Source organism: Georgenia halophila (assembly GCF_039541595.1).
This window is the reverse complement of sequence record NZ_BAABGN010000008.1, coordinates 86,138-110,314: the sequence shown is the minus strand read 5'-3', so window position 1 is coordinate 110,314 and position 24,177 is coordinate 86,138. Positions and strand designations below refer to the sequence as shown.

Below are 24,177 nucleotides of genomic sequence, written 5' to 3'. Positions count from 1 at the left end.
TGCGGGCCTCAGGCCCGGTCGAGGAGGGCGAGGGGCTCGTCCCTCTGCTCCGCCTGCTCGTCCGGCAGCTCGTCACCGATCGCGTCGTCGGTCTCGCCGTACGCCTCGCCGTACGCCTCGTACGTAGCATCCCCGTCTGCCTCGTCGAGAGCCTCGACCGCGTACGGGTCGCCCCCCTGCTCCGGGAGCCGCCACGACCGGCGGTGCAGCAGGCACGGCCCGTGCTCACGCAGGGCGGCCATGTGGTCCGGCGAGGCGTAGCCCTTGTTGCCGCACCACCCGAACTGCGGGTGCTCCGGGTCGAGCTCGACCATGAGGCTGTCGCGGGCGACCTTCGCCAGCACGCTGGCAGCCGCCACGACGGCGCAGGTGGCGTCGGCCTTGATCTGGGTGCGGACCGACGGGATCCGCACCTGTTCTGTCGTGCCGGGGACGCGCACCACCGGCGGCTCCGGCGAGAACAGGTCCCCCTGCATCGGCGCAGCGAGCCAGTCGTGGTTGCCGTCGAGGAGCACGAGGCCGGGTTCGATCCCCTGGCTCGCGAGCTCGGCGAGCGCCCGCTGCCCGGCGAGCCGCAGCGCCGCCATGATGCCGATGTCGTCGATCTCCGCGGGCTCCGCATGGCCGACGGCGCCGGCGACGCACCACGAGCGCACCGGACCCACGAGGTCCTCGCGCGCCTGCGGGGCGAGGAGCTTGGAGTCCGCCAGGCCGCGTGGCATGCGCCGCGAGGTACCGGCGTCGACGACGGCGACGCCGACGCTGACCGGTCCGGCCAGCGCGCCTCGGCCGACCTCGTCCATGCCGGCCAGGCACGCCCCGTCCCCGAGCTCGGCGAGCAGCGCGGTCTCGACCTTGCGGGACGGCTTGGGGCGTTTGCGGCGCCTCGTGGTGGCGGTCGTGGTCACGGCGACTCCGGCACGTCGGCGAACGTCTCCTGCGGGTTGTTCAGCAGCCTGATCCGGTCGGCCGGCCAGAGCAAGACGAACGCGCGGCCGACGATGTTGTCCATCGGCACGGTACCGCCGCCCGGGTCACCCATGTGGGCGCGTGAGTCGGCCGAGTTCGGCCGGTTGTCGCCCATGACCCAGACGCGGTCCTCAGGCACGGTGACGTCGAAGGGGACCTGGCTCGGCTTCACGCCGTCGTGGAGGTACTGCTCCTCCTCGATGGGCTCGCCGTTGACGGTGATCCGGCCGTCGTCGGTGCAGCACACGACGTGGTCACCGGGCAACCCGACGACTCGCTTGATGAGGTGGTGGCCGGCGTTCTGCGGCAGGAGCCCTACCCAGGTGAGTACCTCGGCGGCGGTGCGCTGCCACTGTGCCCGGTCGTCCTCCGGCACCTCGTCGAGCCAGCCGCCCGGATCGACGAACACGACGACGTCCCCGCGCTCGAGATCGACCGGGCCAGGAGTCAGCTTGCTGACCATGACCCGGTCCCCCAGCTCGAGGGTGTTCTCCATGGAGCCGGACGGGATGTAGAAGGCCTGGGCGAGGAAGGTCTTGATGAGGATCGACAGCACGATCGCCGAAACCATGACGGTCAGGCCCTCACGGAACCAACTGCCCTTGCGCTGCCGAGGCTCGTCCTGCCCGGCCGGTTTCTGGGGACCCGGTGGGTAGCTGGGCGGCATCGGTTCAGCAGCGTGATCACTGCCGCCGGCCGCTTGGCCGTCACGCGCGGTGCTGTCCGTGGTCAAACGATTCTGCTCCCCTCGGGCACGCGTCCTGCCAGGCGGCCCGCACGCGCGGGGTGCGACAGACGTGAGCGAACCCTAACAAGGCGATGCGCCTGCGCACGCGAGCACCGCCGACATGCCGCGTGCCCGGCACATCACCGGGCACGCCGACGGCAGTGCGTCGCCGTCCTGACCGGATCAGCGAGCGGGAGTCTCGCGCTTCTCGCGGATCTTGGCCTTCTTGCCGCGCAGCTCGCGCAGGTAGTACAGCTTCGCGCGACGGACCGCGCCGCGGCTGACCACCTCGATGGAGTCGATCGTCGGCGAGTGCACCGGGAAGGTGCGCTCGACGCCGACGCCGAAGCTGATCTTGCGGATCTTGAAGGTCTCGCGCACGCCGGCACCGGAGCGGGCGATCACCACACCCTGGAAGACCTGCACGCGGGAGCGGTTGCCCTCGACGACCTTGACGTTGACCTTCAGGGTGTCGCCGGCACGGAACTCCGGGATGTCGTCGCGCTTCGAGGCGGCGTCGACGGTGTCCAGGGTCTGCATGGTGATCTCTTCCCGCTCGTGCCACAGGTCACGCGCGATTGTCAGGGCAGCGTCCGCTGCCGGTATGTGTTCGGGTGGCGGCGTCCGCGGGCCGTGTGAACCCCCTGCGGCAGGTCCGACGGCGCGTGCCGGGACGCGGCAACGCCTCAGTCTGCCACAGGCGCCGGGCGCCCGCCTACCGCGCCCGGGCAGCCGGCCGTGTGGTCTGTGGCACGTCAGCGCCGGTTGTCGCCGGGCTCCGCGGTGAGGCCGAGCGCCATGACGACGTCCTCCATGGGTTGCTCCCCCACCTGGAAGCGGCGGGGTCCGACAGTCGTGTAGCCGTGTTTGCCGTAGCCGGCTCGGGCGCGCCGGTTGGCGGCGTTCGTGCCGAGCCACAGCACGGCGACCGGCCGGCCCTCCACGTCGATGGCTGCCACCTCGCGGCGGACGGCCTCGAGGAGCGCCCCGGCCACACCGCTGCCCTGGAACGCCGGGAGGACGTAGCACTTGCTCAGCTCGGCCGCCGGCCTGTCAGGCACGAGGGCGGCGACGTCCTCGGCGTCGGGGGGTTCCTCGGCCGTCGACGGCAGCACCACGAGCGTGTAGCCGACGAGGCCGCCGGAGGTCTCCGCGACCTGGACGCGGTACCGCGCGTCGGTGAGGTAGGAGGCGAACCGGGCGGCGCCGAGGTTCTCGGCGACGAACGCGGCGATGTCCGCCTCGCCGAGCTCCGGCGGGCAGGCGAGCGGGAAGGTGGCGGCGGCCAGCTCGGCGAGCGCGTCGGCGTCTCCGGACCGCCCGGGACGTACCCGCACCCGGACGGGCGCGCCCTCGGCGGGGAGGAACCAGCCGTGGCGGGCGAGCACCGCCCGGTCCCCGCGGTCGAGCTCGGCCGGCTCCAGGGCCTCGATCAAATCGGGACGACGGCGCACGGTGCGTTCCAGCGCCTGGTCCCGTCGCCACCGGGCGACCTTGCCGTGGTGCCCGGACAGCAGGACGTCGGGCACCGGCCGACCCGCCCACTCCGCGGGTTTGGTGTAGACCGGGTACTCCAGCAGCCCGCCCTTGGAGCCGGTGCCGTGCGACTCTTCCACGAGGGACTCGGGGTTGCCGACGACGCCCGGCAGCAGCCGGGCGACGGCCTCGACGACGACGAGCGCGGCGACCTCTCCGCCGTTGAGCACGTAGTCGCCCAGGGAGATCTCCCTGACCTCGGGCGCCTCGGCCCCGGCGTAATGATCGGCGACGCGGGCGTCGATGCCCTCGTAGCGTCCGCAGGCGATGACCAGGCGGTCGGCGGTGGCCAGGTCCTCGACCGAGCGCTGGGTCAGCCGTTCCCCCGAGGGGGTCGGCAGCACGAGCACGGTCCGGCCGGACCCGCCTTCCCCGAGCACATCGTCGAGGGCCCGCCCCCAGACGTCCGGCCGCATGACCATGCCCGCACCACCGCCGAACGGGGTGTCGTCGACGGTGCGGTGCCGGTCGGTCGTCCAGTCGCGCAGGTCGTGCACGCGCAGGTCGAGGACGCCGTCGCGGCGGGCCTTCCCGACGAGGGAGAGGTCGAGCGCGTCGAGGTAGCCGGGGAAGATCGAGACGACGTCGACGCGCATCAGGCGTCCTCGAGGTCGTCGTCCCACTCGGCCGGGTCACCGGCGAAGAGTCCTCGTGGTGGGTCGAGGGTGATGGTGCGGGCCGCCTCGTCGACGTCGGGCACCAGGTCGCTCACGAACGGCACCCGAACCTCGGTGCCGTCGGGCTCGGTGACCACGAGGACGTCCTGCGCGGGCAGGTGCTCCAGGTCGATCACCTCACCGAGGTCCCGGCCGTCGGCGTGCACCGCGCGCAGCCCGACGAGCTCGTGCGGGTACCAGCCGTCGGCGTCCTCGCCGTCCTCCGCGGCGTCCAGCTCGTCCGTCTCGACGACGAGCCGGACGCCGCGCAGCGCCTCCGCCGAGGTGCGGTCACGCGCCTCCGCGAAGACGACGAACGCGGCGCCGTCGGGCGTGGTGCGGGTGCGGTCCACGGTGAGCGGACCCGCGTCGGCGGGTTCGGTCTCCAGGGAGCTGCCGACGGCGAGGCGACGCGCCGGCTCGTCGGTGCGCACGTCCAGGCGCACCTCGCCGCGCAGCCCGTGGGGAGCGCCGACGACGGCGACGGTCAGCAGCACGTCAGCGGCGGTCGGTGTCCACGACGTCGACCCGCACGGGGCCAGAGGTCGACAGCGCGCCGATGACCGTGCGCAGGGCACGCGCGGTGCGCCCCGACCGGCCGATGACTCGGCCCAGATCGTCGGGGTGCACGCGGACCTCGAGCAGCTCGCCACGACGCAGCGACCGGTTGGTCACCTGCACGTCGTCCGGGTTGTCGACGATGCCACGGACGAGATGCTCGAGGGCGTCAGCCAGCACCTCAGGCGTCCTCGGCGGGCTTCTCGTCCGCCGACTCGGCCGCGGTCTTGTCCTCGGAGGAGGTCTTGTCCTCGGAGGAGGTCTTGGCCTCGGCCGCACGCGCCTTGCGCTGCTCGGCCTCGTCCTCGGCCGCCTTCACGGCGGCGGCGCGCGCCTCGTCGGAGACCGCGTTCTCCTTGGTGCGCAGGGTGCCCTCGGTGCCGGGCAGGCCCTTGAACTTCTGCCAGTCACCGGTGACCTTCAGCAGCGCGGCGACCTGCTCGCTGGGCTGAGCCCCGACGGAGAGCCAGTGCTGCGCGCGCTCCGAGTCGATCTCGATGAACGACGGGTCGTCGGTCGGGTGGTACTTGCCGATCTCCTCGATCGCACGGCCGTCGCGCTTCTTGCGCGAGTCCATGACGACGACGCGGTAGTACGGCGCATGGACCTTGCCGATGCGCTTCAGGCGGATCTTGACTGCCACTAGGTGGTCACTCCTGGTTTCGTTCGGGATGGACATCGTGGTCGCCGGGTGGGGCCCCGGCATCCACTGACGTCACAGGACACAGCTCCGGAAAGTGAGAGGGACCGCCCGGGCTGAGTACAGCCGCTCATTCTGCCAGATGCGCACGCCGGCCCCAACCCGCGCGACGGCGGGCGGGACGTGCCCTTCGACACGTCCCGCGACCCGTCGGCTCAGCTCCAGCGGAAGAGCTTGGCCGCCAGCGGGTAGAGCACGACGACGTAGCCCGCCATGACGAGCATCTGCAGCAGCGGGAAGCCCTGCTCGAACCAGGCGGTCGTCATCGCCTGGCTCGCCGCACCGAGCGGCGTCCAGGTGGCCACGGCCGCGACGGCGTCCGGCATGACCGGGCCCGGCGTCCACAGGCCGGCGAAGAACAGCATCGGGAAGAAGACCAGCATCCCGAACCCCTGGGCGGCGTTCCCGCGCGGTGCCACGGCCGCGATCAGCAGCCCGACGCCGAACATGGCCGCCGCACCGGCGACGCCGGTGAGCACCGCCGTGCCGAGCTGCTGCGGTCCGCCGACGTCGAAGATCAGGGCAGCGAGCCCGAGGGCGAGGAGCGACGCGACGACGAACGACGCGACACCGATGATGACGTGGACGACGAGCACGCCCTGGGGACGCATCGGGGTCGTCGAGAGCCGCTTGAGCAGGCCCTGCTCCCGGTAGCTCGCGATGGAGACCGGCAGCGTGGTGAGCGCCGGGGTCGCCATGGCCGCCGCCAGGACGGCGGGGATCATGACGAAGATCGTCGGCTCGCCCTGCCAGGGACCCGGGTCGGTGACCGGTTCGTCCATCCCCGGGATGGCGAACCCGACCCCGATGAGGACGACGGCCGGGAACGCCAGGGCGAAGAAGACCGAGCCTGGGTCGCGCAGGAACAGGCGGACCTCGCTCAGGAGCAGGGCACGCATCCCCCGCCCGGCGAGCCGGCGTGCGGGTGGACGGTCGGTGGCGTTGAGGGTGGCGGGTGCAGCGGTCATGTCAGGACCTCCGTCAGTTCGGGCCGGGCCCCGGTGACGTCGACGAAGACGTCCTCGAGGGTGCGGGAGATGGTGCGGATCTCGTCGGGGACGACGTCCTGCCGGGCGAGCGCCAGCACGACGGCGGGCAGGACCCGTGGGCCGCCGGTGACCTCGTGCTCGGCGCCGACCCGGGAGACGGTGTCGACGTCGGGCAGCTCCGAGACTCGGGTGAGGAGCTCGGCGGGCGCGCCTTCGGGAAGGCGCATCCGGAAGGTGCGCCGGTCGTCCCCGGCGGCGACGAGGTCGGCGGGCGCGCCTTCGGCGACCACTCGACCCGCGTCGATGATGGCGAGCCGGTCCGCGAGCCGCTCCGCCTCGTCCATGAAATGCGTGACGAGGACGATCGTGACGCCGCTGTCCCGGACGTGCTCGATGAGCGACCAGGTGTCCCGGCGGGCCTGCGGGTCGAGGCCGGTGGTGAGCTCGTCGAGGATGGCGATCTCCGGGTTGCCGACCAGGGCGAGCGCGATGGACAGGCGCTGCTGCTGGCCGCCCGAAAGATCCTTGAAGGCCGTTTCCGCCTTCTCCGTCAGGCCGAGCATGTCGAGCAGCTCCCCCGGGTCCTTCGGGTCCGGGTAGAAGGAGGCGTACAGCTCGAGCGCCTCCCGGGCGCGGATCTTCGGGGGCAGGCGGGACTCCTGCAGCTGGACGCCGACGCGGTGGCGCACGGCTGCGGGATCGGCCTGCGGGTCCGTGCCGAGGATCCGCACCGTTCCGCCGTCGGCCTGCCGCAGGCCGGCGAGCAGCTCGACGGTGGTGGTCTTGCCTGCCCCGTTGGGGCCGAGGATGCCGAAGATCTCGCCGCGCTGGATCGCGAGGCTGACGTCGGCGACGGCGACCTTCTCGCCGTAGGTCTTGCGCAGGTGGGTGATCTGGATGACGGGTGCGTCGGGATTCATGGTCAGCTCCAGGGCTGTGCGATGGGGACGGTCCGGGTGATCCGGTAGAAGGCTGCGGCCGCCAGCAGCGGCGCGACGAGGGTGAGCAGCGACAGGGCGGGCAGCGAGAGGCTGAGCGCGTCGCCCAGCAGGTTCGCCAGGGCGTCTTGGCTGACGAGCGCGGGCGCTACGGTCAACGGGAGCGCGAGAGTGGCGCGCAGGCCGCCGTAGCGGTAGTAGGTGATGGCGACCAGCATGCCGGCGACCGCACCGGCCGCGGTCCGGACGGCGTAGGTGAGCGCGGAGACCGCGAAGCCCTGCGTCCACGGCTCGGCCATCGGCGTGGCGTCGTCGACGGCGTTCGCGACGTGCGCGTGCGGCCAGCCGAAGCTGTCGTAGACGGCCCCCTCGATCTCGAGGCCGACTGCCATCAACAACCCGTACAGCACCGCGACGACAGCGGCGGTCACCAGCACGGCCACGGCGAACGAGCGCCGGGTCATCCCGTTCGCGACGTGCGGGGTGATCATCGCGGCGACCACGGTGATCATCAGCGCGAACGGGAACCACAGGGCCCCGTGCTGGACGAACTGGAAGTACGACAGCTGGACGCCGACGGTCCGGTCGAGCACGAAGAGCGCGGCGGCGATGACGATCACGGCGATCAGCCAGAACCAGGCCGCGAGGTAGAGCTGCATACCGAGCATCCACCGTGTCGCCCGCCGCCACTGGGGACGACTCGTGCTGATCCGGCGGCCGTGCCGCAGGGCGCCGCTGGCCATACCGGTGACGTCCCTCCCGGACATGTGCTGCTGCGAGGGGGTCATGACTTCCTCTCGGTGAGGTGGACGAACAGGTCCTGGAGCTCCACGGGCCCGAGCTCCAGCCCCGCGTCGCGGACCCGACCGGTCACGTCGGGACCGAGCCGGTCCTGCTCGCCGATGATGGTCACCTGCCTGGTGGCGCCGAGGCTCCGTTCGGACAGGACGGTGACATCGCTCAACGAGGCGACGGCCTGGTCGACGTCGGCGGCGCGGCCGGTGACGGTCGCGCCACGTCCCCGCAGTTCGTCGGCGTCGCCGGTGAGCAGGGTGCTGCCCTCGTGCAGGACGACGACGTGCTCGAGCAGCCGGTCGAGCTCGCTGATGAGATGGCTGGACAGCACGATGGTGCGCGGGTGCTCGACGTAGTCCTCGAGGAGCAGGTCGTAGAAGGCGTATCGCGACGGTGCGTCCATGCCGAGATAGACCTCGTCGAGCATGGTCAGCGGCGCCCGGGAAGCGAGGCCGAGCACGACCCCGAAGGCCGAGCGCTGGCCACGTGAGAGCTGGCGGGGACGCGAGCGCGCGCCGAGCTCGAAGACGTCGAGCAGACGGCCCGCCAGCTCGTCGTCCCAGTTCGGGCGTGCTGTCGCGAAGTATTCGATATTGGTGGAGATGCGCTCGTCCGGCAGGACGTCGCCGCTCTCGCGCACGAGGCAGATCTGCTCCATGAGCTTCTCGTTCTCGAACGGCTCCTGCCCACCGACGAGCACCCGGCCGGAGTCGGGCCGGCGCAGTGCGGCGACGGTCGAGAGCAAGGTGGTCTTGCCGGAGCCGTTACGGCCGAGCAGGCCGATGATCGACCCGGCGGGCAGCGTGAGGCTGGCGTGGTCCAGGGCCCGCCTGTCCCCGTACCGGACGCTGAGGTCCTCGACCTCGACCGCCAGTCCCGTGGTCTCGATGGTGCTCGGGGAGGTCATCGCCCGGCTCCTTTCCTGATGTAGCTGATGAGTTCGTCCTCGCCGATGCCCAGCGTCCGGGCCTCGTCGAGCACCGTGTCGAGCCGGTCGGTGAAGAAGTCGGCCTGCCGTCTCTCGCGTAGTCGCTCCCTGGCGCCTTCAGCCACGTACATGCCCAGTCCTCGCTGCTTGTAGAGCACCCCTTCGTCGACGAGCAGGTTGAAGGCCTTGGCCGTCGTCGCGGGGTTGATCCGGTAGGTGGTGGCGAACTGTGTGGTCGACATGACCTGGTCACCGGGAGCCAAGGTGCCGTCGAGGACCTGGCGGCGCAGGTGCTCGGCGATCTGCACGTAGATCGGCTCCGGACCGTCGAACACGTCGCCTCCCCGGTTCAGTGGTTCATTACTCGACTAATGAACCATAGAACCTGACAGTTGGCAAGGCCCGGTAGCTGTGCGCGTCCGGTCGGGTCAGTGCCGCGAGCCGCGCAGGACGACGGCGGACGGTTCCGCCAGGGCCGTGATGTCCCGGCGCGGATCGGTGGCGTACACGACGACGTCGGCGCTCGCCCCGGACTCGATCCCCGGCGCCCCGAGGAAGGCGCGAGCGCGCCACGACGCCGCTGCCAGCACCTGGTCGACCGGGACGCCGGCCCGGACGACCTCGGCGAGCTCGGCGGGCAGGGAGCCGTGGCCGATGGTGCCGCCGGCGTCGGAACCCATGAGCAGCGGGACGCCGGCGTCGTGCAGCTGCGCGACGTGCTCGTAGCGGCGGGCGTGCATGCGCCGCATGCGTTCGGCGTAGCGGGGGTACTTCCCCTCGGCCTGCTCGGCGATCCGGTCGAACCGCCCCACCTGGAGGAGGGTCGGGGTGACCGGGATGCCGCGGCGTGCGGCCTCGGCGACGTGGTCGGGATCCATGCCGGTGCCGTGCTCGATGCCGTCGATGCCGGCGTCGAGCAGCGGACCGATCGCCTCCCGGGAGAAGGTGTGCGCGGTGACGCGGGCCCCGGCCTCGTGCGCGGCGGCGAGGGCGTCGGCCAGCACGTCGGCGGGCCACAGCGGGGCCAGGTCGGCGTCGGCGCCGGCGGAGCGGTCGATCCAGTCGGCGACGATCTTGACCCAGCCGTCACCCGAGCGGGCCTCCTGGGCGACGGCCGCAGGGAGCTCGGCGACGTCGTCGAGCTCGCGGGCGTAGTGGCGGATGTAGCGCCTGGGTCGCGCGAGGTGGTGGCCGGCGCGGACCAGGCGAGGCATGTCCGGCCGGTCCTGCACCCACCGGTTGTCCATCGGTGAGCCGGCGTCGCGGACGAGGAGGGTGCCGGCGTCGCGGTCCGCCTTGCCCTGCAGGACGGCGTCCTCCACCGTGACGGCGCCGTCGGGGCCGAGGCCGATGTGGCAGTGCACGTCGACGAGGCCGGGCAGGACCCAGCCGCGGATCTCCTCGGCCCCGGAATCCTCGGCACCGGCCGGCGGGGACATGGCCAGCCGCCCGTCGACGACCCACACCTCGGGCAGGACGGTCTCGTCGTCGACGAGCACCGCCCCGGCCAGCCGCAGCACGCTCACCGAGGGAACGTAGCGTTTCCACCTGCGCGGAGACCATCCCGCACGGTCACGTCGACAGCCGGGAACATCCGACAGCCACAGCCTGACGGATGTTCCCGCCTACCGATGGAGGAGCCGCCGGACGCGTCACCGGAGGAACTTGGAGAGCTCCTCGAGGTCCGGGGCATCCTGCTGGTCCTGCTGCTTCCCGATCCCGAACGCGGAGCCCTGCGGCGCGGGCCGGGAGGCGCGCTCGGCGGCCTCGCGCTCCTGCTGGGCCCGCTTCGCCGGGTTGCCCGACTTGCCCTTCTTGCCCTTCTGCTTCTTGCTCTTCGGTGGCGGAGCCATACGGCCCTTCGACTTCTTGCCACCGCCGGGCATCATTCCCATCCCGGGCATGCCGCCCTTGCCGCCGGAGGTGGCCATCTGGCGCATCATCGTCTTGGCCTGCTCGAAGCGCTCCATCAGCGAGTTCACGTCGGAGACGGTCGTGCCGGAGCCGCGCGCGATGCGCTGACGGCGGGAACCATTGAGGAGCTTGGGCTGCTCGCGCTCGGCGGGGGTCATCGAGTTGACGATGGCCTCGACCCGGTCGATCTCGCGCTCGTCGAAGTTCTCGAGCTGGTCGCGCATCTGCCCCATGCCCGGCAGCATGCCGAGCATCGACTTCATCGAGCCCATCTTCTTCAGCTGGGCCAGCTGGCCGAGGAAGTCCTGGAGGGTGAAGTCGCCGTCGCCGGAGATCTTCGCCGCCATCTTCTCGGCCTCGGCGGCGTCGAAGGTGCGCTCGGCCTGCTCGATCAGGGTGAGCATGTCGCCCATGTCGAGGATGCGGGAGGCCATCCGGTCCGGGTGGAAACGCTCGAAGTCGGTGAGCTTCTCCCCCACCGAGGCGAAGAGGACGGGCTTGCCGGTGACGCCGCGCACCGAGAGGGCCGCACCGCCGCGGGCGTCACCGTCGAGCTTGGACAGGACCACTCCGCTGAAGCCGACGCCGTCGGCGAAGGACTGCGCCGTCGTCACGGCGTCCTGACCGATCATGGCGTCGAGGACGAAGAGGATCTCGTCGGGGTCGGTGGCGTCGCGGACGTCGACAGCCTGCTGCATCATCTCGGCGTCGACGCCGAGGCGGCCGGCGGTGTCGACGATGACGACGGAGTGCTGCTTGTCGTGCGCCTGCTGGACGCCGGACCGGGCGACGGTGATGGGGTCGCCGACCCCGCTGCCCGGCTCCGGGGCCCACACCGGCACCCCGGCCCGCTCGCCGACGATCTGGAGCTGGTCGACGGCGCCCGGGCGCTGGAGGTCGGCGGCCACGAGGAGCGGGGTGTGGCCCTGGTCCTTGAGCCACAGGCCGAGCTTGCCGGCCAGCGTGGTCTTACCGGATCCCTGCAGGCCGGCGAGCATGATGACGGTCGGCGGGTGCTTGGCGAAGTTCAGGTCTCGCGACTCGCCGCCGAGGATCTCGACGAGCTCGGCGTTGACGATCTTGACGACCTGCTGGCCGGGGTTGAGCGCCTGGCTGACCTCCGCGCCCTTGGCCCGCTCGCGGACGTTCGCGGCGAACTCGCGCACCACGGGGAGGGCGACGTCGGCCTCGAGCAGCGCGCGGCGGATCTCCGAGACGGTGGCGTCGATGTCGGCTTCGGAGAGCCGGCCCTTGCCGCGCAGCTGCTTGAAGGAGGCGGTGAGCCGGTCGGACAGGTTGGCGAACACGTCGGACCTCTGGGAACGGTTGGATGAGGGGTGGTATGACTCCTCAGGGTAACGCGAGCGCGGCCCTCACCCGTTCCGTGAGGGTGGACACCAGGCGGGCGCGCCAGCTGGTCCACGCCTGCGGACCGGCGGCCCTGGCGTCGGCCTCGGTCAGCCGGCGCAGCATGGTCAGCACGTCACCGCGGCGCTCGACGGCGACCGCGACCTCGTCGACGACGGCCGGGTCCTCCAGGTCCTGGGTGGTGGCGACGGCGGGGAGCAGGAGGTGATGGCGCACGAGGAGGACGACGACGTCCCGGTCGGCGGGCGGCACGCCCAGGCGGTCGAGGACCGTCCCGGCGATCTGCGCACCCGTCTCGGCGTGCCGCAGCGTGCCCGGCGTCTTCCCGATGTCGTGCAGCAGCGCGGCCAGCAGCAGCCGGTGGTCCGGCTCGCCGGTGGCCGGGACACCGGCGACGGTCTCCACCAGGTGGCGGTCCACCGTGAACCGGTGCAGCACGTTGCGCTGCGGCCGGTTCCGCACGGCGGACCACTCCGGGATCCAGGTGGTGACGACGCCCGCGAGGTCGAGTGCCTCCCAGACCGGCACCTGCGCCGGCCCCGAGGCGAGGAGCTCCAGCAGCAGCTCGAGGGCCGGCCCCGGCCACGGCTCCGGGATCGCGGCGGCCCGGGCGAGCGAGTCCAGCATGGAGGGTGACAGCGGCACGTCGCTGCGCGCAGCCGCCGCGGCGGCGCGCAGCCCGAGCAGCGGGTCGGCGGCGGGCTCGGCACCGGCGGCGAGGACGATCTCGCCCTCGTGCCGCAGCAACCCGTCGGCCACCTCCGGCAGCCGGGGCGGGAGGATGCGGCCACGAACCGTCCGGGGCCGCGGCGCCGGGGTTCGGCGCGACCGGTTGGCCTGGCTCGCCCGGCGCACGGTCTCGTCGAGGGCGGCGCTGACCACCCGCGCGGCCCCGGCCACCGAGGCCAGCAGGTCGTCGGCCGCGTCGCTGACGTCGGCCCCGGCGGGCGTCCGGTCGACCACGGCTCCCTCGCCGGCGAAACCGAGCCGCCTCGCCACCTCGTCCTGCTCGGCGAGCCGAAGGGCGTTGGTGGCCCGCCCGGTGGTGAGCGCGAGGGCGTCGCGCACGTCGAGGAGGTGGCGGTAGGCCTGGTCGAACCCGCCGCCGTGCGGCCGGTCGGTGAGCCAGGAGGCGACGAGCGCCCGGACGACGACGGCGTCCCGCAGCCCCCCGCGCGCCTCCTTGAGGTCGGGCTCGATGAGGTAGGCGGCCTCGCCGAAGCGCTCGGCCCGCTCGGTGACGGAGGCGAGCAGGTCCTCGAGCCGGCGGCGGGCGCCGGCCCGCCAGTCGGCGAGGACCGCCGTCGTGGCCCGCTCTCCCACCCGGGGGTCCCCGGCCACGGTCCGCAGATGCAGCAGCCCGACGGCGGCCGGCAGGTCCGCCGAGGCGACGCTGCGGCACTCCTCCAGCGTCCGCACCGAGTGGTCGAGCCGGATCCGGGTGTTCCAGACCGGGTACCAGAGGGCCTCGGACAGACCCGACAGATCGACGTCGGCGAGCCCGCCGTCGTGCACGAGGAGGAGGTCGAGGTCTGAGGTCGGTCCGCCGTCGCGACGTCCCAGGCTGCCGACGGCGGTCAGGGCGACGCCGGAGGTGAGGTCGAGACCGGTCGCCTCGGCGGCGTCGTCCCACAGCTCGCGGAGGGCGGCGTCGGTCAGGTCGGCGAGGCGGCGCCGGTACGCGGGCCCGCCCGCACCCGTCGGCTCAGCGAGACGGGCCCGGTGCAGGTCCCGCACGCTCACAGGGCGTCGGGGCCGCGCTCCCCGGTACGGACCCGGACGACGTCGTCGACGGGGACGGTCCAGACCTTGCCGTCACCGATGCGTCCCGAGTGGGCGGCACCGACGACGGCGTCGACGACGGCCGCCGCGTCCCGGTCGTCGACCACGATCTCGACGCGGACCTTCGGCACGAGCTCGATGGTGTACTCGGCGCCGCGGTAGACCTCGGTGTGCCCGTGCTGGCGGCCGTAGCCGTTCGCCTCGGACACGGTCATGCCGTGCACACCGGCAGCCTCCAGGGCCTTCTTGACGTCGTCGAGCCGGTGCGGCTGGACGATTGCGTTCACGAGCTTCATGCCTTTGCCTCCTCAGTGGTGGACCGGACGGCGGGGGCCGGCTCGGACGAGAACCTGCCCGCCCCGATGCCCTCGTACGCGGACTCGCCGTGCTCGGCCTGGTCGATCCCGCCGATCTCGACATCGTCGCTGACGCGCCAGCCCATCACAGCCTTGAGGACGAGTGCGATCACGGTGGTGACGACCAGGGAGATGACGACGGCGACGACGGCGATGATGGCCTGGACGGCGAGCTGGGCCGCCCCGCCGCCGTAGAACAGCCCGGTCCCGGTGGCGAGGAATCCGATGCCGATGGTGCCCCAGAGACCGGCGACGAGGTGGACGCCGACGACGTCGAGCGAGTCGTCGTAACCGAGCTTGTACTTCAGACCGACGGCCAGGGCGCAGAGCACACCGGCGACCAGGCCGAGGACGATCGCCCCGACGGGGCTCACGGCGCCGGCGGCCGGGGTGACGGCCACCAGGCCGGCGACGACGCCGGAGGCGGCGCCGAGGGAGGTGGCGCGACCGTCCCGGATCCGCTCGGCGACGAGCCAGCCGAGGATGGCCGCGGCGGTGGCGGTCGTGGTGTTGACCCAGGCGAGGCCGGCGTTGCCGTCGGAGGTGAAGGCCGAGCCGGCGTTGAAACCGAACCAGCCGAACCACAGCAGCGCCGCGCCCAGCATCGTCAGGGGAAGGCTGTGGGGCTTCATCGGCACCCTGCCGAAGCCCTTGCGCCGGCCGACGACGAGCGCGAGCACGAGGCCGGCGGCGCCGGCGTTGATGTGCACCACCGTGCCGCCCGCGAAGTCGATCGGTGCGGCGATGGCGCCGAACGGCCCGTCCGCGCTGAGCAGGCCGCCGTTCCACACCATGTGGCAGATCGGGAAGTAGGCCAGCGTCGCCCACAGCGTGGTGAAGACCAGCCAGGTGCTGAACCTGACCCGGTCGGCGACCGCGCCGGAGATCAGCGCGACGGTGATGATGGCGAACGTCGACTGGAAACCGACGCCGACGATGCCCGGCACGCCGTAGTCGTCGATGAGGTACTCACCGGCGCCGTCGTAGATGGCGCCGTCCAGGCCGAACTGCTCGAACGGGTTGCCGAACAGCCCGCCGATGCTCGTGCCTCCGTAGGACATGGACCAGCCCCACAGCACGTAGATCACTGCGACGACGGCGATGGCACCGAACGACATCATCATCATGTTCAGCACGGACTTCGACCGGGTCATGCCGCCGTAGAACAGGGCCAGCCCGGGGGTCATGAGCAGCACGAGCGATGCCGATGTCAGCATCCACGCGGTGGCTCCGTGATCGAGCTCCATGGTTCCTCCCTCGCCAGCGCGGTCGGCTGGCCGGGAACTACCGTCCTTCGTCCACGTTTCGTCGCGTGGACACCGGTGTTTCGGGCACGTGACATGTCCCGGTCAGCGGTGACGATCGTGTTGCCAGGCAGCGCAGGTCCCACCATACGAGACCTGGCCCGTCCGTCCGGTCAGGAGAGCAGGGCGTCCACGAACTCCTCGGGGACGAACGGGGCGAGATCGTCCGGCCCCTCCCCCAGGCCGACGAACTTCACGGGGACGCCGAGCTCACGCTGGACGGCCACCACGATCCCGCCCTTGGCGGTGCCGTCGAGCTTGGTGAGCACGATGCCGGTGATGTCGACGACGTCGGCGAAGACCTGGGCCTGGCGCATCCCGTTCTGCCCGGTGGTGGCGTCGAGGACGAGGAGGACCTCGCTCACCGGTGCCTCGCGGGACATGACGCGCTTGATCTTGCCGAGCTCGTCCATGAGCCCCTGCTTGTTCTGCAGCCGGCCGGCGGTGTCGACGAGCACGACGTCGGCGCTCTCCTCGCGTCCGCGCCGCACGGTGTCGAAAGCCACGGCGGCCGGGTCGGCCCCCTCGCGGTCGGACCGGACGACCTCCACGCCCACGCGAGCGCCCCAGGTGCTCAGCTGATCGGCGGCGGCGGCGCGGAAGGTGTCGGCGGCGCCGAGCACGACGCTCTTGTCCTCGGCGACGAGCACGCGGGCGAGCTTGGCGACGGTGGTGGTCTTGCCGGTGCCGTTGACCCCCACGACGAGCACCGTGGCGGGGTGCGGCCGGCCGTCGTCGCCGACGACCGGCTCGGTGGCGATGGACCGGTCGGACTCGCCGACGAGGGCGAGCAGCTCCTCGCGCAGGACGCCGCGCACCACCTCGGGGTCGGTGGTGCCGAGCACCTTGCTGCGCGTGCGAAGGGTGTCCATCAGCTCGGTGGTGGGCCCGATGCCGACGTCCGCGAGCAGGAGCGTCTCCTCGATCTCCTCCCAGTCGCTCTCGGTGAGGTCGCCACGCGAGAGGATCGACAGCAGCGTCTGCCCGACGGTGCCCGAGCGGGCCAGGCGTGCCCGCAGGCGCTGCATGCGCCCTGCGGCCGGCTCGGGCCGCTCGAGGGTCGGGGCGGGCGCCTCCTCGACCGGTGGCGCAGCCTCGTCGAGCTCCGGTTGGAGGGCCTCCGCCGTCTCCGGCGAGATCGTCGTCGTGCCGCCGCGGCGGCGCCGGGTGACGAGGGTGACTGCGCTGACGCCCACCGCCAGGAGGACGACGACGGCGATGACGAGAAGAAGGACGGTCTGATCGATCACGAGGCCCAGTCTGACCTACGCGACCGGTCCCCCGAAAAGCGGGCCGGGTTCCTCAGTGCTTGGTGAGGTGGCGGGCGCGGCCACGGACCAGGTCCCAGCGCGCCACGATCTCCTCGGGGCGGGCGTAGGCCGGGCGGTCGTCCGGGACTCCAAGGGTGAAGATGTCGTCGACGTGGGCGTCCTGGACGCCTCCCTGCGAGAGGTTCTCCCGCTTGAGGTCGTCCGAGCGCCAGGCGTCCAGGGACTCGCGGAGCCAGGCGAGGAAGCCGCTGTCCGGCCGCCGGGCGTACAGCAGCGCGACGAGGACCGCGAGTGCGCACAGCACCGCGAGAGCTCCTCCGACGATCATTCCGGTCATGACTCCAGTATCGCCGTCGCTCGGTGAACATGGCGGTCAGGGCGGGTGTCCGCGTGGCGTCGCGTGCCGTGATGTTGCTCACCAGGTGGTCCGGCGGCCGTCCGCGGTCGCCGGCTCAGACGGTTTCCGGCTCTCGCTCGAGCCGCTGGGAGATCAAGGTCGTCACGCCGTCGCCGCGCATGGTCACCCCGTACAGGGCGTCGGCGACCTCCATGGTGCGCTTCTGGTGAGTGATGACGATCAGCTGCGAGGAGTCCCGCAGCTCGGTGAAGATGGCCAGCAGCCGCCCGAGGTTGGCATCGTCGAGCGCGGCCTCGACCTCGTCGAGGACGTAGAACGGGCTGGGGCGCGCCTTGAAGATCGCCACGAGCAGCGCGACGGCCGTCAGGGAACGCTCGCCCCCGGAGAGCAGGGAGAGTCGCTTGACCTTCTTGCCGGCCGGCCGCGCCTCGATCTCGATGCCGGTGGTGAGGAGATCGTCCGGGTCGGTCAGGACGAGGCGCCCCTCGCCGCCGGGGAAGAGCCGTGAGAAGACGCCCTCGAACTCGCGGGCGGTGTCGGCGAACGCGTCGGTGAAGACGCGCTCGACGCGCTCGTCGATCTCCCGGACGATGTCCATGAGGTCCTTGCGGGACTTCTCGAGGTCGGCGAGCTGGTCGGTGAGGAACTTGTGACGCTCGGCCAGCGCAGCATGCTCCTCGAGCGCGAGCGGGTTGACGGCGCCGAGGCGGGCGAGGTCCCGCTCGGCCCGCCTGAGGCGCTTCTCCTGCTCCTCGCGGACGTAGGGGGTGGACTGGGCGTCCTCGTCCTCGGCGCCGTCCGGAGCGCCGGCGGGAATCATCTTGTCCGGCCCGTACTCCTCGGTGAGGACCTCCGGGTCGAGGCCGAGCTCGGCGACCGCGCGCTCCTCGAGCTGGCTCACGCGCAGGCGCTGCTCGGCGCGGGCGACCTCGTCGCGGTGGGCGGCGTCGGTCACCGCCGACATCTCGGCGCTGATCTCGTCGAGCCGGGTGCGTACCTCGGCGAGCTCATGCTCGCGCTCGGCGCGCTCGCTCTCGGCGCGTTCGCGCTCGTCGGCGGCCGCTGAGACGGAGGTCTCGACGACGGCGGCGGCGCGGGCGGCGCCGTCACGCACCTGGGCCGCGACCCGGGCCTGCTCGGCACGGCGGGCGGCCAGCTCGGCGGCCCGCCGGCGGGCCGCGCGCTCCTCCTGCGCGGCGGCGGTCAGCGACTGGGCCCGCCCGGCCAGGGCGCCGGCCCGCTCCTCCAGGGTCCGCAGCGCCAGCCGCGACTCCGTCTCTCGGGCACGGGCCTCCCGCGCGGCCGCGGCGGCGCCGTCGCGCGCCTCGGTGGCACCGGCGAGGTCCTCCTCCGTCTGGGCGGGCTCCCGCTGGGCGATCTCGAGGCGCTCGGCCAGGGCCTGCAGCTCGGCGGTGTGCTCGGCGATCTCGGCCTCGGCGCGCTCGATCGCCGGGCGAGCCCGCTCGGCCTCGGCCTCGGCGCCGCGCAGGGCGGAGCCGTGCCGGCCCAGCTGCTCCGCGACGGCGGCGTGCCGCGCGTCGGAGGCGTGCAGCGCGTCGAGGGCCTGCTTGAGCCGCACCCGGGCCGCCTCGACCCGCTCGCGTGCAGGACCGAGCGAGAACCGTGCCCGCTCCTGGCGCGCGACGGCGGACTCGACCTCGGCGACGGCCTCCTCGTGCGCGGCGTGCAGCTCCAGCACGCTCGGGGCGCCGGTGGCCCCGCCGCTCGCGGTGACGGCGGAGAGCAGGTCGCCCGCACGGGTCACGACGGTCAGCTCGGGATCGGCGGCCACGGCGGCGCGGGCCTCCGCGAGCCCGTCCACGACGACGACGCGGTCGAGCAGACGCACGAGCGACCCGGCGAGCGACCCGCCGGTGGCGGTGACGACGTCGAGCGCCCACCGCCCGGCGGGCGGATCGCCCCGGTCGGAGGTCTCGTCCTGCGCCGAGGGGATCATCAGGCGGACCTGGCCGGCGTCGTCGTCCCGGGCGCGGCGTACGGCGTCGACCGCGACGTCGACGGACTCGACGACGGCGGAGTCGGCGGCGCCGCCCAGGGCGGCGGCGACGGCGTTCTCCCAGCCGGACTCGACCGCGAGATGGTCGGCGACGGGACCCAGGACGCCCGCGGGAGCGGCGTCCAGCAGGGCGCCGGTGCCGTCCTTGCGGCGCAGGGACATCTCGAGGGTGTCGCGGCGGGTGGTCCAGGTGGACCTGTCGGCCTCGGCGGCCCGCTCGGCGTCGACGAGCTCGGCGACGGCCCCCTCGGCCTCCTCGAGCTCGGCGGCGGCCTCCTCGTAGGCCTCGTCGAGCCCTTCCTCGCCCTCCTCGACGCCGGCGACCTGCTGCTCGAGCGCGGTGAACTCCGCCTGCGCGGTGCGGGCGCGCTCCTCGGCGGCGGACAGGGTCTCCCGCAGGCGTCCCAGCTCGGCCTCGGCGGCCTCGAGACGGGACCGCCGGGCTCCCACCTGACCGGTCAGCCGGGCCAGCCCTTCGCGGCGGTCGGCCGCCCCGCGATGGACGGCGGCCAGGGCCCGCTCCGCCTCCTGCTCGGCCTGCTCGGCCGCCGTGCGGGCCGCGACCGCGGCCTCGAGGGCGCTGCGTGCCGCGTCGACCTCCTCACCCAGGGCCTCCTCCTGCTCACGGACGGCCGCCGCCTGCGCCTCGAGCTCCTCGGGCTCGGTGGCGCCGGCGGGCTCGGCGGGGGCGGAGCCGAGCAGGCGGACGCGTTCCGTGGCGACGTTCTCGAGGGAGCGCAGGCGCTCACGCAGGCCGGAGAGGCGGTACCAGGTGTCGGTGGCTCGGCTCAGCCGCGGGGCGGCAGCGGCGGCGGCCTGCTCGATGGACGTCAGCCGGGCGCGGGCCTCGTCCTGGGCGGCCTCGACGGCGGCGCGCCGTTGCCTCAGCGCGGTCTCGTCCGCCTCGTCCTGGGCGAGGGTGGCGGTCAGCTGGACGAGGTCGTCGGCGAGGAGTCGCGCCTTCGCGTCGCGCAGGTCGGCCTGGACCGTCTGAGCACGGCGCGCGACGTCGGCCTGCCTCGCCAGCGGGCCGAGCTGGCGCCGGATCTCGGTGGCCAGGTCGGTCACCCGCGCGACGTTGGCGGACATGGCCTCGAGCTTGCGGAGCGCCTTGTCCTTGCGGCGCCGGTGCTTGAGGACCCCGGCGGCCTCCTCGATGAAGCCGCGCCGGTCCTCCGGCGTCGCCTGCAGGACCGAGTCGAGGCGGCCCTGGCCGACGATGACGTGCATCTCGCGGCCCATGCCGGTGTCGGAGAGCAGCTCCTGGATGTCGAGGAGGCGGCACGCGTTGCCGTTGATCGCGTACTCGGACCCGCCGGAGCGGAACAGGGTGCGCGAGATCGTCACCTCGGAGTACTCGATCGGCAGCAGGCCGTCGGTGTTGTCGATCGTGAGCGCGACCTCCGCGCGGCCGAGCGGCGCGCGGGTGGAGGTGCCGGCGAAGATGACGTCCGCCATGTTGCCGCCGCGCAGCGATTTGACCCCCTGCTCGCCCATCACCCAGGACAGGGCGTCGACGACGTTGGACTTGCCCGACCCGTTGGGCCCCACCACGCAGGTGATGCCCGGCTCGAGGTGCAGCGTCGTCGCGGACGCGAAGGACTTGAATCCCCGCATCGTCAGCGTCTTCAGGTGCACCCGGCCAGGGTATGGGGTCAGTCAGCCGTTTTGTCCCACCGCCGCTGCACGCGCCGCCCGGGGCGGTCGCTCAGCCCTGCGGGAACCAGAGCGCGATCTCCCGCTCCGCGGACTCCGGGCTGTCGGAGCCGTGCACGAGGTTCTGCTGGACGGTGGTGCCCCAGTCGCGCCCCAGGTCGCCGCGGATGGTGCCGGGGGCGGCCGACGTGGGGTTCGTGGTGCCGGCGAGCGAGCGGAAGCCCTCGATGACGCCGTGGCCCTCGGCGATGGCCGCGACGACCGGCCCGGACATCATGAACTCGAGCAGCGGGGCGAAGAACGGCTTGCCCTGGTGCTCGGCGTAGTGCTCGGTCAGCAGCTCGGTGCCGACGGTGCGCTGCTCGAGGGCGACGATCGTGTAGCCCTTCGCCTCGATGCGGCGCAGCACCTCACCGGTGAGGTGGCGGGTGACGCCGTCGGGCTTGATGAGGACGAGGGTGCGCTCTGGCTGCGTAGTAGTCACGTGCAGCGAGGTTACCCGTGCCGGTGGGCCTCGCGGTCCTGCCCCTGCTCGGCCCGGTGGCGCAGCTCCGCCTCGTAGCGCGCCCGGCGCTCGACATCGATCCGCGACCCGACGCGCAGCGACACCACCCACAGGACGACGAAGATCCCACCGATCACGAGCATCGAGGGCACGAGGAACCCCGAGGCGAGGAGCAGGACCTGCACCGCGGTCCCGACGACGTAGCCGGCACGTCCCCGCCGGACCAGCCCGGTGGCGAGGAGGCACAGGACCATGACGACGCCGCCGGCGACCCAGACGGTGCCTCGGTCGGCCACGCGCAGGCCGTGCGCGACCAGGGTGGCGAACAGCACGACGAAGACCTCGGACGCGAGCACCGAGACGGCGAACATGCGTCGGGCGGACCGGGGCTCGCGCGGCTCGCTCACCGGGCGGCCCCCTCGCCGAACCCGTCGGCCACGGCACCGGCCACGCCCGCGAGCGCCTCGGTGGCCTGCTCGCCGCTGGCGGTGACCTGGATCTCGTCACCCTTCTCCAGGCCGAGCCCCATCAGGGCAAGGACGCTGGCCGCGTCGACGCCGTTGACGGTGACCTTCGCGTCGTAGCCGGCGACGAGGCGTGCCAGCACGGCCGCGGGCCGGGCGTGCAGCCCGACCTCGTTCACCAGCACGAACGTCCCGGTCTGGGCCTCGCCGTCGCCTCCGTCGGCCTCTTCGGGCACCGGTGCCGCGGTGCCCCCCGTGAAGCTCGCCCCGGCCGCCGCCACGACCCGCGCGACCTCCTCGTGCCCGGCACCGCCCTGCGCGGCGACGGCAGCCGCGACGGCGCCCTCGACGAGGGGCCCGTCGGCCAGCGTGACCCGGTCCGGGTCCTCGAGCATCTCGACGACGGACTCGGCCGTCATCGTGGCGGAGCCCAGATCGGTGAGGATGACCACGCCGGCCGCGTCGCCCAGCAGGCCGGTGACGGCGGCCTCGACGAGCGTGTAGCTGGTGCCGATGCCGCCGTCGTCCGTGCCGCCGGCCGCGCGCAGCGTCACCTCCGGCGCCATCTGCGCCGCCACCTCGACCACGCCGTCGGCCAGGCGTGCCGAGTGCGAGACGACGACCAGGGCGGTGCGGGCGGTCACTGCGCCTCGGCCGCCTCGGCGGCCGCGAGCAGCAGCAGGGAGGACGACTGCGCGCCCGGGTCGCGGTGGCCGACGGAGCGCCGGCCGAGGTAGCTGGCCCGGCCCTTGGTGGCGATCAGCGGCTCGGTGTCCACGGCGCCCTGCGCCGCCGCGTCGGCGGCGGCCCGCAGCGCCTCGACCGGCCCCCTGCCCTCGTCCGCGGCCGCGCGGGCCGCCTGTGCTGCCGGCAACCACGCGTCGACCATCGTCTTCTCGCCCTGCTCGGCCTTTCCGCGGGCCTGGATGCCCTCGACGGCGGCCTCGAGGAGGCTGGCGACGCCGGCCGCGTCGACCGTGTTGCCGAGCGCGCCGTCGCCCGCCTTGGAGGCACGCAGGAACGCGGTGCCGTACAGCGGTCCGGCGGCGCCGCCGACGGTGGACATCAGGGTCGTCGCGGCGGTCTTGAGGACCTCCGCCGCGCTCTGCGGCGCCAGCGTGGTGAGCTTGGCGGCCACGGCGGTGAAGCCGCGGTCCATGTTCTCGCCGTGGTCACCGTCGCCGATCGCCCGGTCGAGGTCGAGCAGCTCGATCCGGTTCGCCGAGACCGCTGCCCGGGCACGCTCCATCCAGTCCATCGCCCAGGCGGGCCCGAGACTGTCTGCACTCATGCGTTCTCTCCTTGTCTACGAAGCACTGCTCAGCCGGCCTGCCTAGAGCCCACGGCGCAGCGCGACGGTGTTGACCGGGGCGTCCCACAGCTCGGTGAGGGCCTCGTCGAGCCGCAGGACGGTGATCGAGGCACCCTGCATCTCCAGGGAGGTGATGTAGTTGCCCACCAGGTTGCGGGTGACCTCCACGCCGCGGGAGTCCAGCACGTCCTTCGCATGGTTGTACACGACGTACAGCTCGGACAGCGGCGTCCCGCCCATGCCGTTGACGAAGAGCAGCACCTTCTCGCCGGCGGAGACCAACAGGTCCTCGAGCACCGGGTTCAGCAGCCGTTCGGTGATCTCGTCGGCCGGAGCCGCCGGGATGCGCTCGAAACCGGGCTCGCCGTGGATGCCGATGCCCATCTCGATCTCGTCCTCGGCGAGGTCGAACGACGGCTCGCCGGCGTGCGGGACGGTGCAGGCGGTCAGCGCCACACCCATGGACCGGACGTTCTCGATCACCTGCTCGGCGACGGCGGCGACCCCGTCGAGGTCGTCACCGCGCTCCGCGGCGGCGCCGGCGATCTTCTCCACGAGCACGGTGCCACCGACGCCGCGGCGCCCGGCCGTGAAGGTGGAGTCCTCGACCGCGACGTCGTCGGCCACGACGACGGAGCGCACGGTGATGTCCTCGGCCTCGGCCAGCTCGGCCGCGGTCTCGAAGTTGAGCACGTCGCCCGTGTAGTTCTTGACGATGTGCAGCACCCCGGCGCCGCCGTCGGCGGCCTTGGTGGCCTCCAGGATCGGCTCCGGCGTCGGGGACGTGAACATGGCACCGGGCACCGCGGCGTCGAGCATGCCCTGCCCGACGTAGCCGGCGTGCAGCGGCTCGTGCCCGCTCCCGCCGCCGGAGACGAGCCCCACCTTGCCGGCCACCGCTCCCCCGGCGCGGCTGACGAACAGCGGGTCCTCGCTGACCTTGACGATGTCGGGATGCGCGAGGCCGAAGCCCCGGACCGACTCTGAGACGACGTCCTGCGGGTCGTTGATGAGCTTCTTCACCGACGTGCTCCTTCGATGGTCGGGACCAGTCCTGACGGGACCATGACCCAA

General features: G+C 72.9%; 25 protein-coding genes. All 25 read right to left on the bottom strand.

What is annotated here, in order from left to right; all coding sequences use genetic code 11:
- Positions 1-8: 8 nt before the first annotated feature.
- A complete protein-coding gene (locus ABD907_RS09520; protein WP_345216009.1) occupies positions 9-908 on the bottom strand; it encodes a ribonuclease HII in 900 nt (299 codons plus the stop codon).
- Positions 905-1,702, bottom strand: a complete 798-nt coding sequence (gene lepB, locus ABD907_RS09515) for a signal peptidase I (protein WP_345216008.1) — start codon at positions 1,700-1,702, stop codon at positions 905-907. Before lepB ends, ABD907_RS09520 begins: the two co-directional genes overlap by 4 nt.
- Positions 1,703-1,879: 177 nt before the next feature.
- Positions 1,880-2,236: a 50S ribosomal protein L19 gene (gene rplS, locus ABD907_RS09510; RefSeq protein WP_345216007.1), complete on the bottom strand. Its 357-nt coding sequence runs from the start codon at positions 2,234-2,236 to the stop codon at positions 1,880-1,882.
- A gap of 215 nt (positions 2,237-2,451) precedes the next feature.
- Entirely contained in the window at positions 2,452-3,828 is a 1,377-nt protein-coding gene (gene trmD, locus ABD907_RS21245) for a tRNA (guanosine(37)-N1)-methyltransferase TrmD (RefSeq protein WP_486334070.1), read from the bottom strand.
- Positions 3,828-4,385, bottom strand: a complete 558-nt coding sequence (gene rimM / locus ABD907_RS09495) for a ribosome maturation factor RimM (RefSeq protein WP_345216006.1) — start codon at positions 4,383-4,385, stop codon at positions 3,828-3,830. Before rimM ends, trmD begins: the two co-directional genes overlap by 1 nt.
- A gap of 1 nt (position 4,386) precedes the next feature.
- Positions 4,387-4,626 carry an RNA-binding protein gene (locus tag ABD907_RS09490; RefSeq protein ID WP_345216005.1) on the bottom strand — a complete coding sequence of 80 codons (240 nt, stop codon included), beginning with the start codon at positions 4,624-4,626 and terminating at the stop codon, positions 4,387-4,389.
- A 1-nt stretch (position 4,627) separates the two neighbouring features.
- Positions 4,628-5,089, bottom strand: a complete 462-nt coding sequence (rpsP, locus tag ABD907_RS09485) for a 30S ribosomal protein S16 (protein WP_345216004.1) — start codon at positions 5,087-5,089, stop codon at positions 4,628-4,630.
- 212 nt (positions 5,090-5,301) lie between these two features.
- Positions 5,302-6,114: an ABC transporter permease gene (locus ABD907_RS09480; protein WP_345216003.1), complete on the bottom strand. Its 813-nt coding sequence runs from the start codon at positions 6,112-6,114 to the stop codon at positions 5,302-5,304.
- The gene (locus ABD907_RS09475; RefSeq protein WP_345216002.1) at positions 6,111-7,055 is read right to left on the bottom strand and encodes an ABC transporter ATP-binding protein; all 945 of its coding nucleotides are present in this window, start codon (positions 7,053-7,055) and stop codon (positions 6,111-6,113) included. The genes ABD907_RS09480 and ABD907_RS09475 overlap by 4 nt, the downstream gene beginning before the upstream one ends.
- 2 nt (positions 7,056-7,057) lie before the next feature.
- Entirely contained in the window at positions 7,058-7,861 is an 804-nt protein-coding gene (locus tag ABD907_RS09470) for a hypothetical protein (RefSeq protein ID WP_345216001.1), read from the bottom strand.
- On the bottom strand, positions 7,858-8,775 hold the full coding sequence (locus tag ABD907_RS09465) for an ABC transporter ATP-binding protein (RefSeq protein ID WP_345216000.1): 918 nt from the start codon (positions 8,773-8,775) through the stop codon (positions 7,858-7,860). Before ABD907_RS09465 ends, ABD907_RS09470 begins: the two co-directional genes overlap by 4 nt.
- On the bottom strand, positions 8,772-9,131 hold the full coding sequence (locus tag ABD907_RS09460) for a GntR family transcriptional regulator (RefSeq protein WP_345215999.1): 360 nt from the start codon (positions 9,129-9,131) through the stop codon (positions 8,772-8,774). The genes ABD907_RS09465 and ABD907_RS09460 overlap by 4 nt, the downstream gene beginning before the upstream one ends.
- Positions 9,132-9,224: 93 nt before the next feature.
- Complete coding sequence (locus ABD907_RS09455; protein WP_486334069.1) at positions 9,225-10,322, bottom strand: amidohydrolase family protein; 1,098 nt, start codon at positions 10,320-10,322, stop codon at positions 9,225-9,227.
- 126 nt (positions 10,323-10,448) lie between these two features.
- Positions 10,449-12,017: a signal recognition particle protein gene (gene ffh, locus ABD907_RS09450; protein ID WP_345215998.1), complete on the bottom strand. Its 1,569-nt coding sequence runs from the start codon at positions 12,015-12,017 to the stop codon at positions 10,449-10,451.
- Positions 12,018-12,060: 43 nt separating this feature from the next.
- Complete coding sequence (locus ABD907_RS09445; RefSeq protein ID WP_345215997.1) at positions 12,061-13,815, bottom strand: [protein-PII] uridylyltransferase family protein; 1,755 nt, start codon at positions 13,813-13,815, stop codon at positions 12,061-12,063.
- 2 nt (positions 13,816-13,817) lie between these two features.
- A complete protein-coding gene (locus tag ABD907_RS09440; RefSeq protein ID WP_345215996.1) occupies positions 13,818-14,156 on the bottom strand; it encodes a P-II family nitrogen regulator in 339 nt (112 codons plus the stop codon).
- Positions 14,153-15,463, bottom strand: a complete 1,311-nt coding sequence (locus tag ABD907_RS09435) for an ammonium transporter (protein WP_345215995.1) — start codon at positions 15,461-15,463, stop codon at positions 14,153-14,155. Before ABD907_RS09435 ends, ABD907_RS09440 begins: the two co-directional genes overlap by 4 nt.
- Positions 15,464-15,633: 170 nt before the next feature.
- On the bottom strand, positions 15,634-16,767 hold the full coding sequence (ftsY, locus tag ABD907_RS09430; protein ID WP_425555748.1) for a signal recognition particle-docking protein FtsY: 1,134 nt from the start codon (positions 16,765-16,767) through the stop codon (positions 15,634-15,636).
- Between the two features lie 55 nt (positions 16,768-16,822).
- Positions 16,823-17,128, bottom strand: coding sequence for a hypothetical protein (locus tag ABD907_RS09425; protein ID WP_345215993.1), 306 nt, complete (start codon positions 17,126-17,128; stop codon positions 16,823-16,825).
- Positions 17,129-17,243: 115 nt separating this feature from the next.
- Positions 17,244-20,804, bottom strand: coding sequence for a chromosome segregation protein SMC (gene smc, locus ABD907_RS09420; RefSeq protein WP_345215992.1), 3,561 nt, complete (start codon positions 20,802-20,804; stop codon positions 17,244-17,246).
- A 70-nt stretch (positions 20,805-20,874) separates the two neighbouring features.
- A complete protein-coding gene (gene ndk / locus ABD907_RS09415; RefSeq protein ID WP_345215991.1) occupies positions 20,875-21,306 on the bottom strand; it encodes a nucleoside-diphosphate kinase in 432 nt (143 codons plus the stop codon).
- An 11-nt stretch (positions 21,307-21,317) separates the two neighbouring features.
- Positions 21,318-21,734 carry a DUF4233 domain-containing protein gene (locus ABD907_RS09410; protein ID WP_345215990.1) on the bottom strand — a complete coding sequence of 139 codons (417 nt, stop codon included), beginning with the start codon at positions 21,732-21,734 and terminating at the stop codon, positions 21,318-21,320.
- A complete protein-coding gene (dhaM, locus tag ABD907_RS09405; RefSeq protein WP_345215989.1) occupies positions 21,731-22,435 on the bottom strand; it encodes a dihydroxyacetone kinase phosphoryl donor subunit DhaM in 705 nt (234 codons plus the stop codon). Before dhaM ends, ABD907_RS09410 begins: the two co-directional genes overlap by 4 nt.
- The gene (dhaL, locus tag ABD907_RS09400) at positions 22,432-23,082 is read right to left on the bottom strand and encodes a dihydroxyacetone kinase subunit DhaL (protein WP_345215988.1); all 651 of its coding nucleotides are present in this window, start codon (positions 23,080-23,082) and stop codon (positions 22,432-22,434) included. Before dhaL ends, dhaM begins: the two co-directional genes overlap by 4 nt.
- A gap of 42 nt (positions 23,083-23,124) precedes the next feature.
- The gene (gene dhaK / locus ABD907_RS09395; protein WP_345215987.1) at positions 23,125-24,126 is read right to left on the bottom strand and encodes a dihydroxyacetone kinase subunit DhaK; all 1,002 of its coding nucleotides are present in this window, start codon (positions 24,124-24,126) and stop codon (positions 23,125-23,127) included.
- Positions 24,127-24,177: the final 51 nt, after the last annotated feature.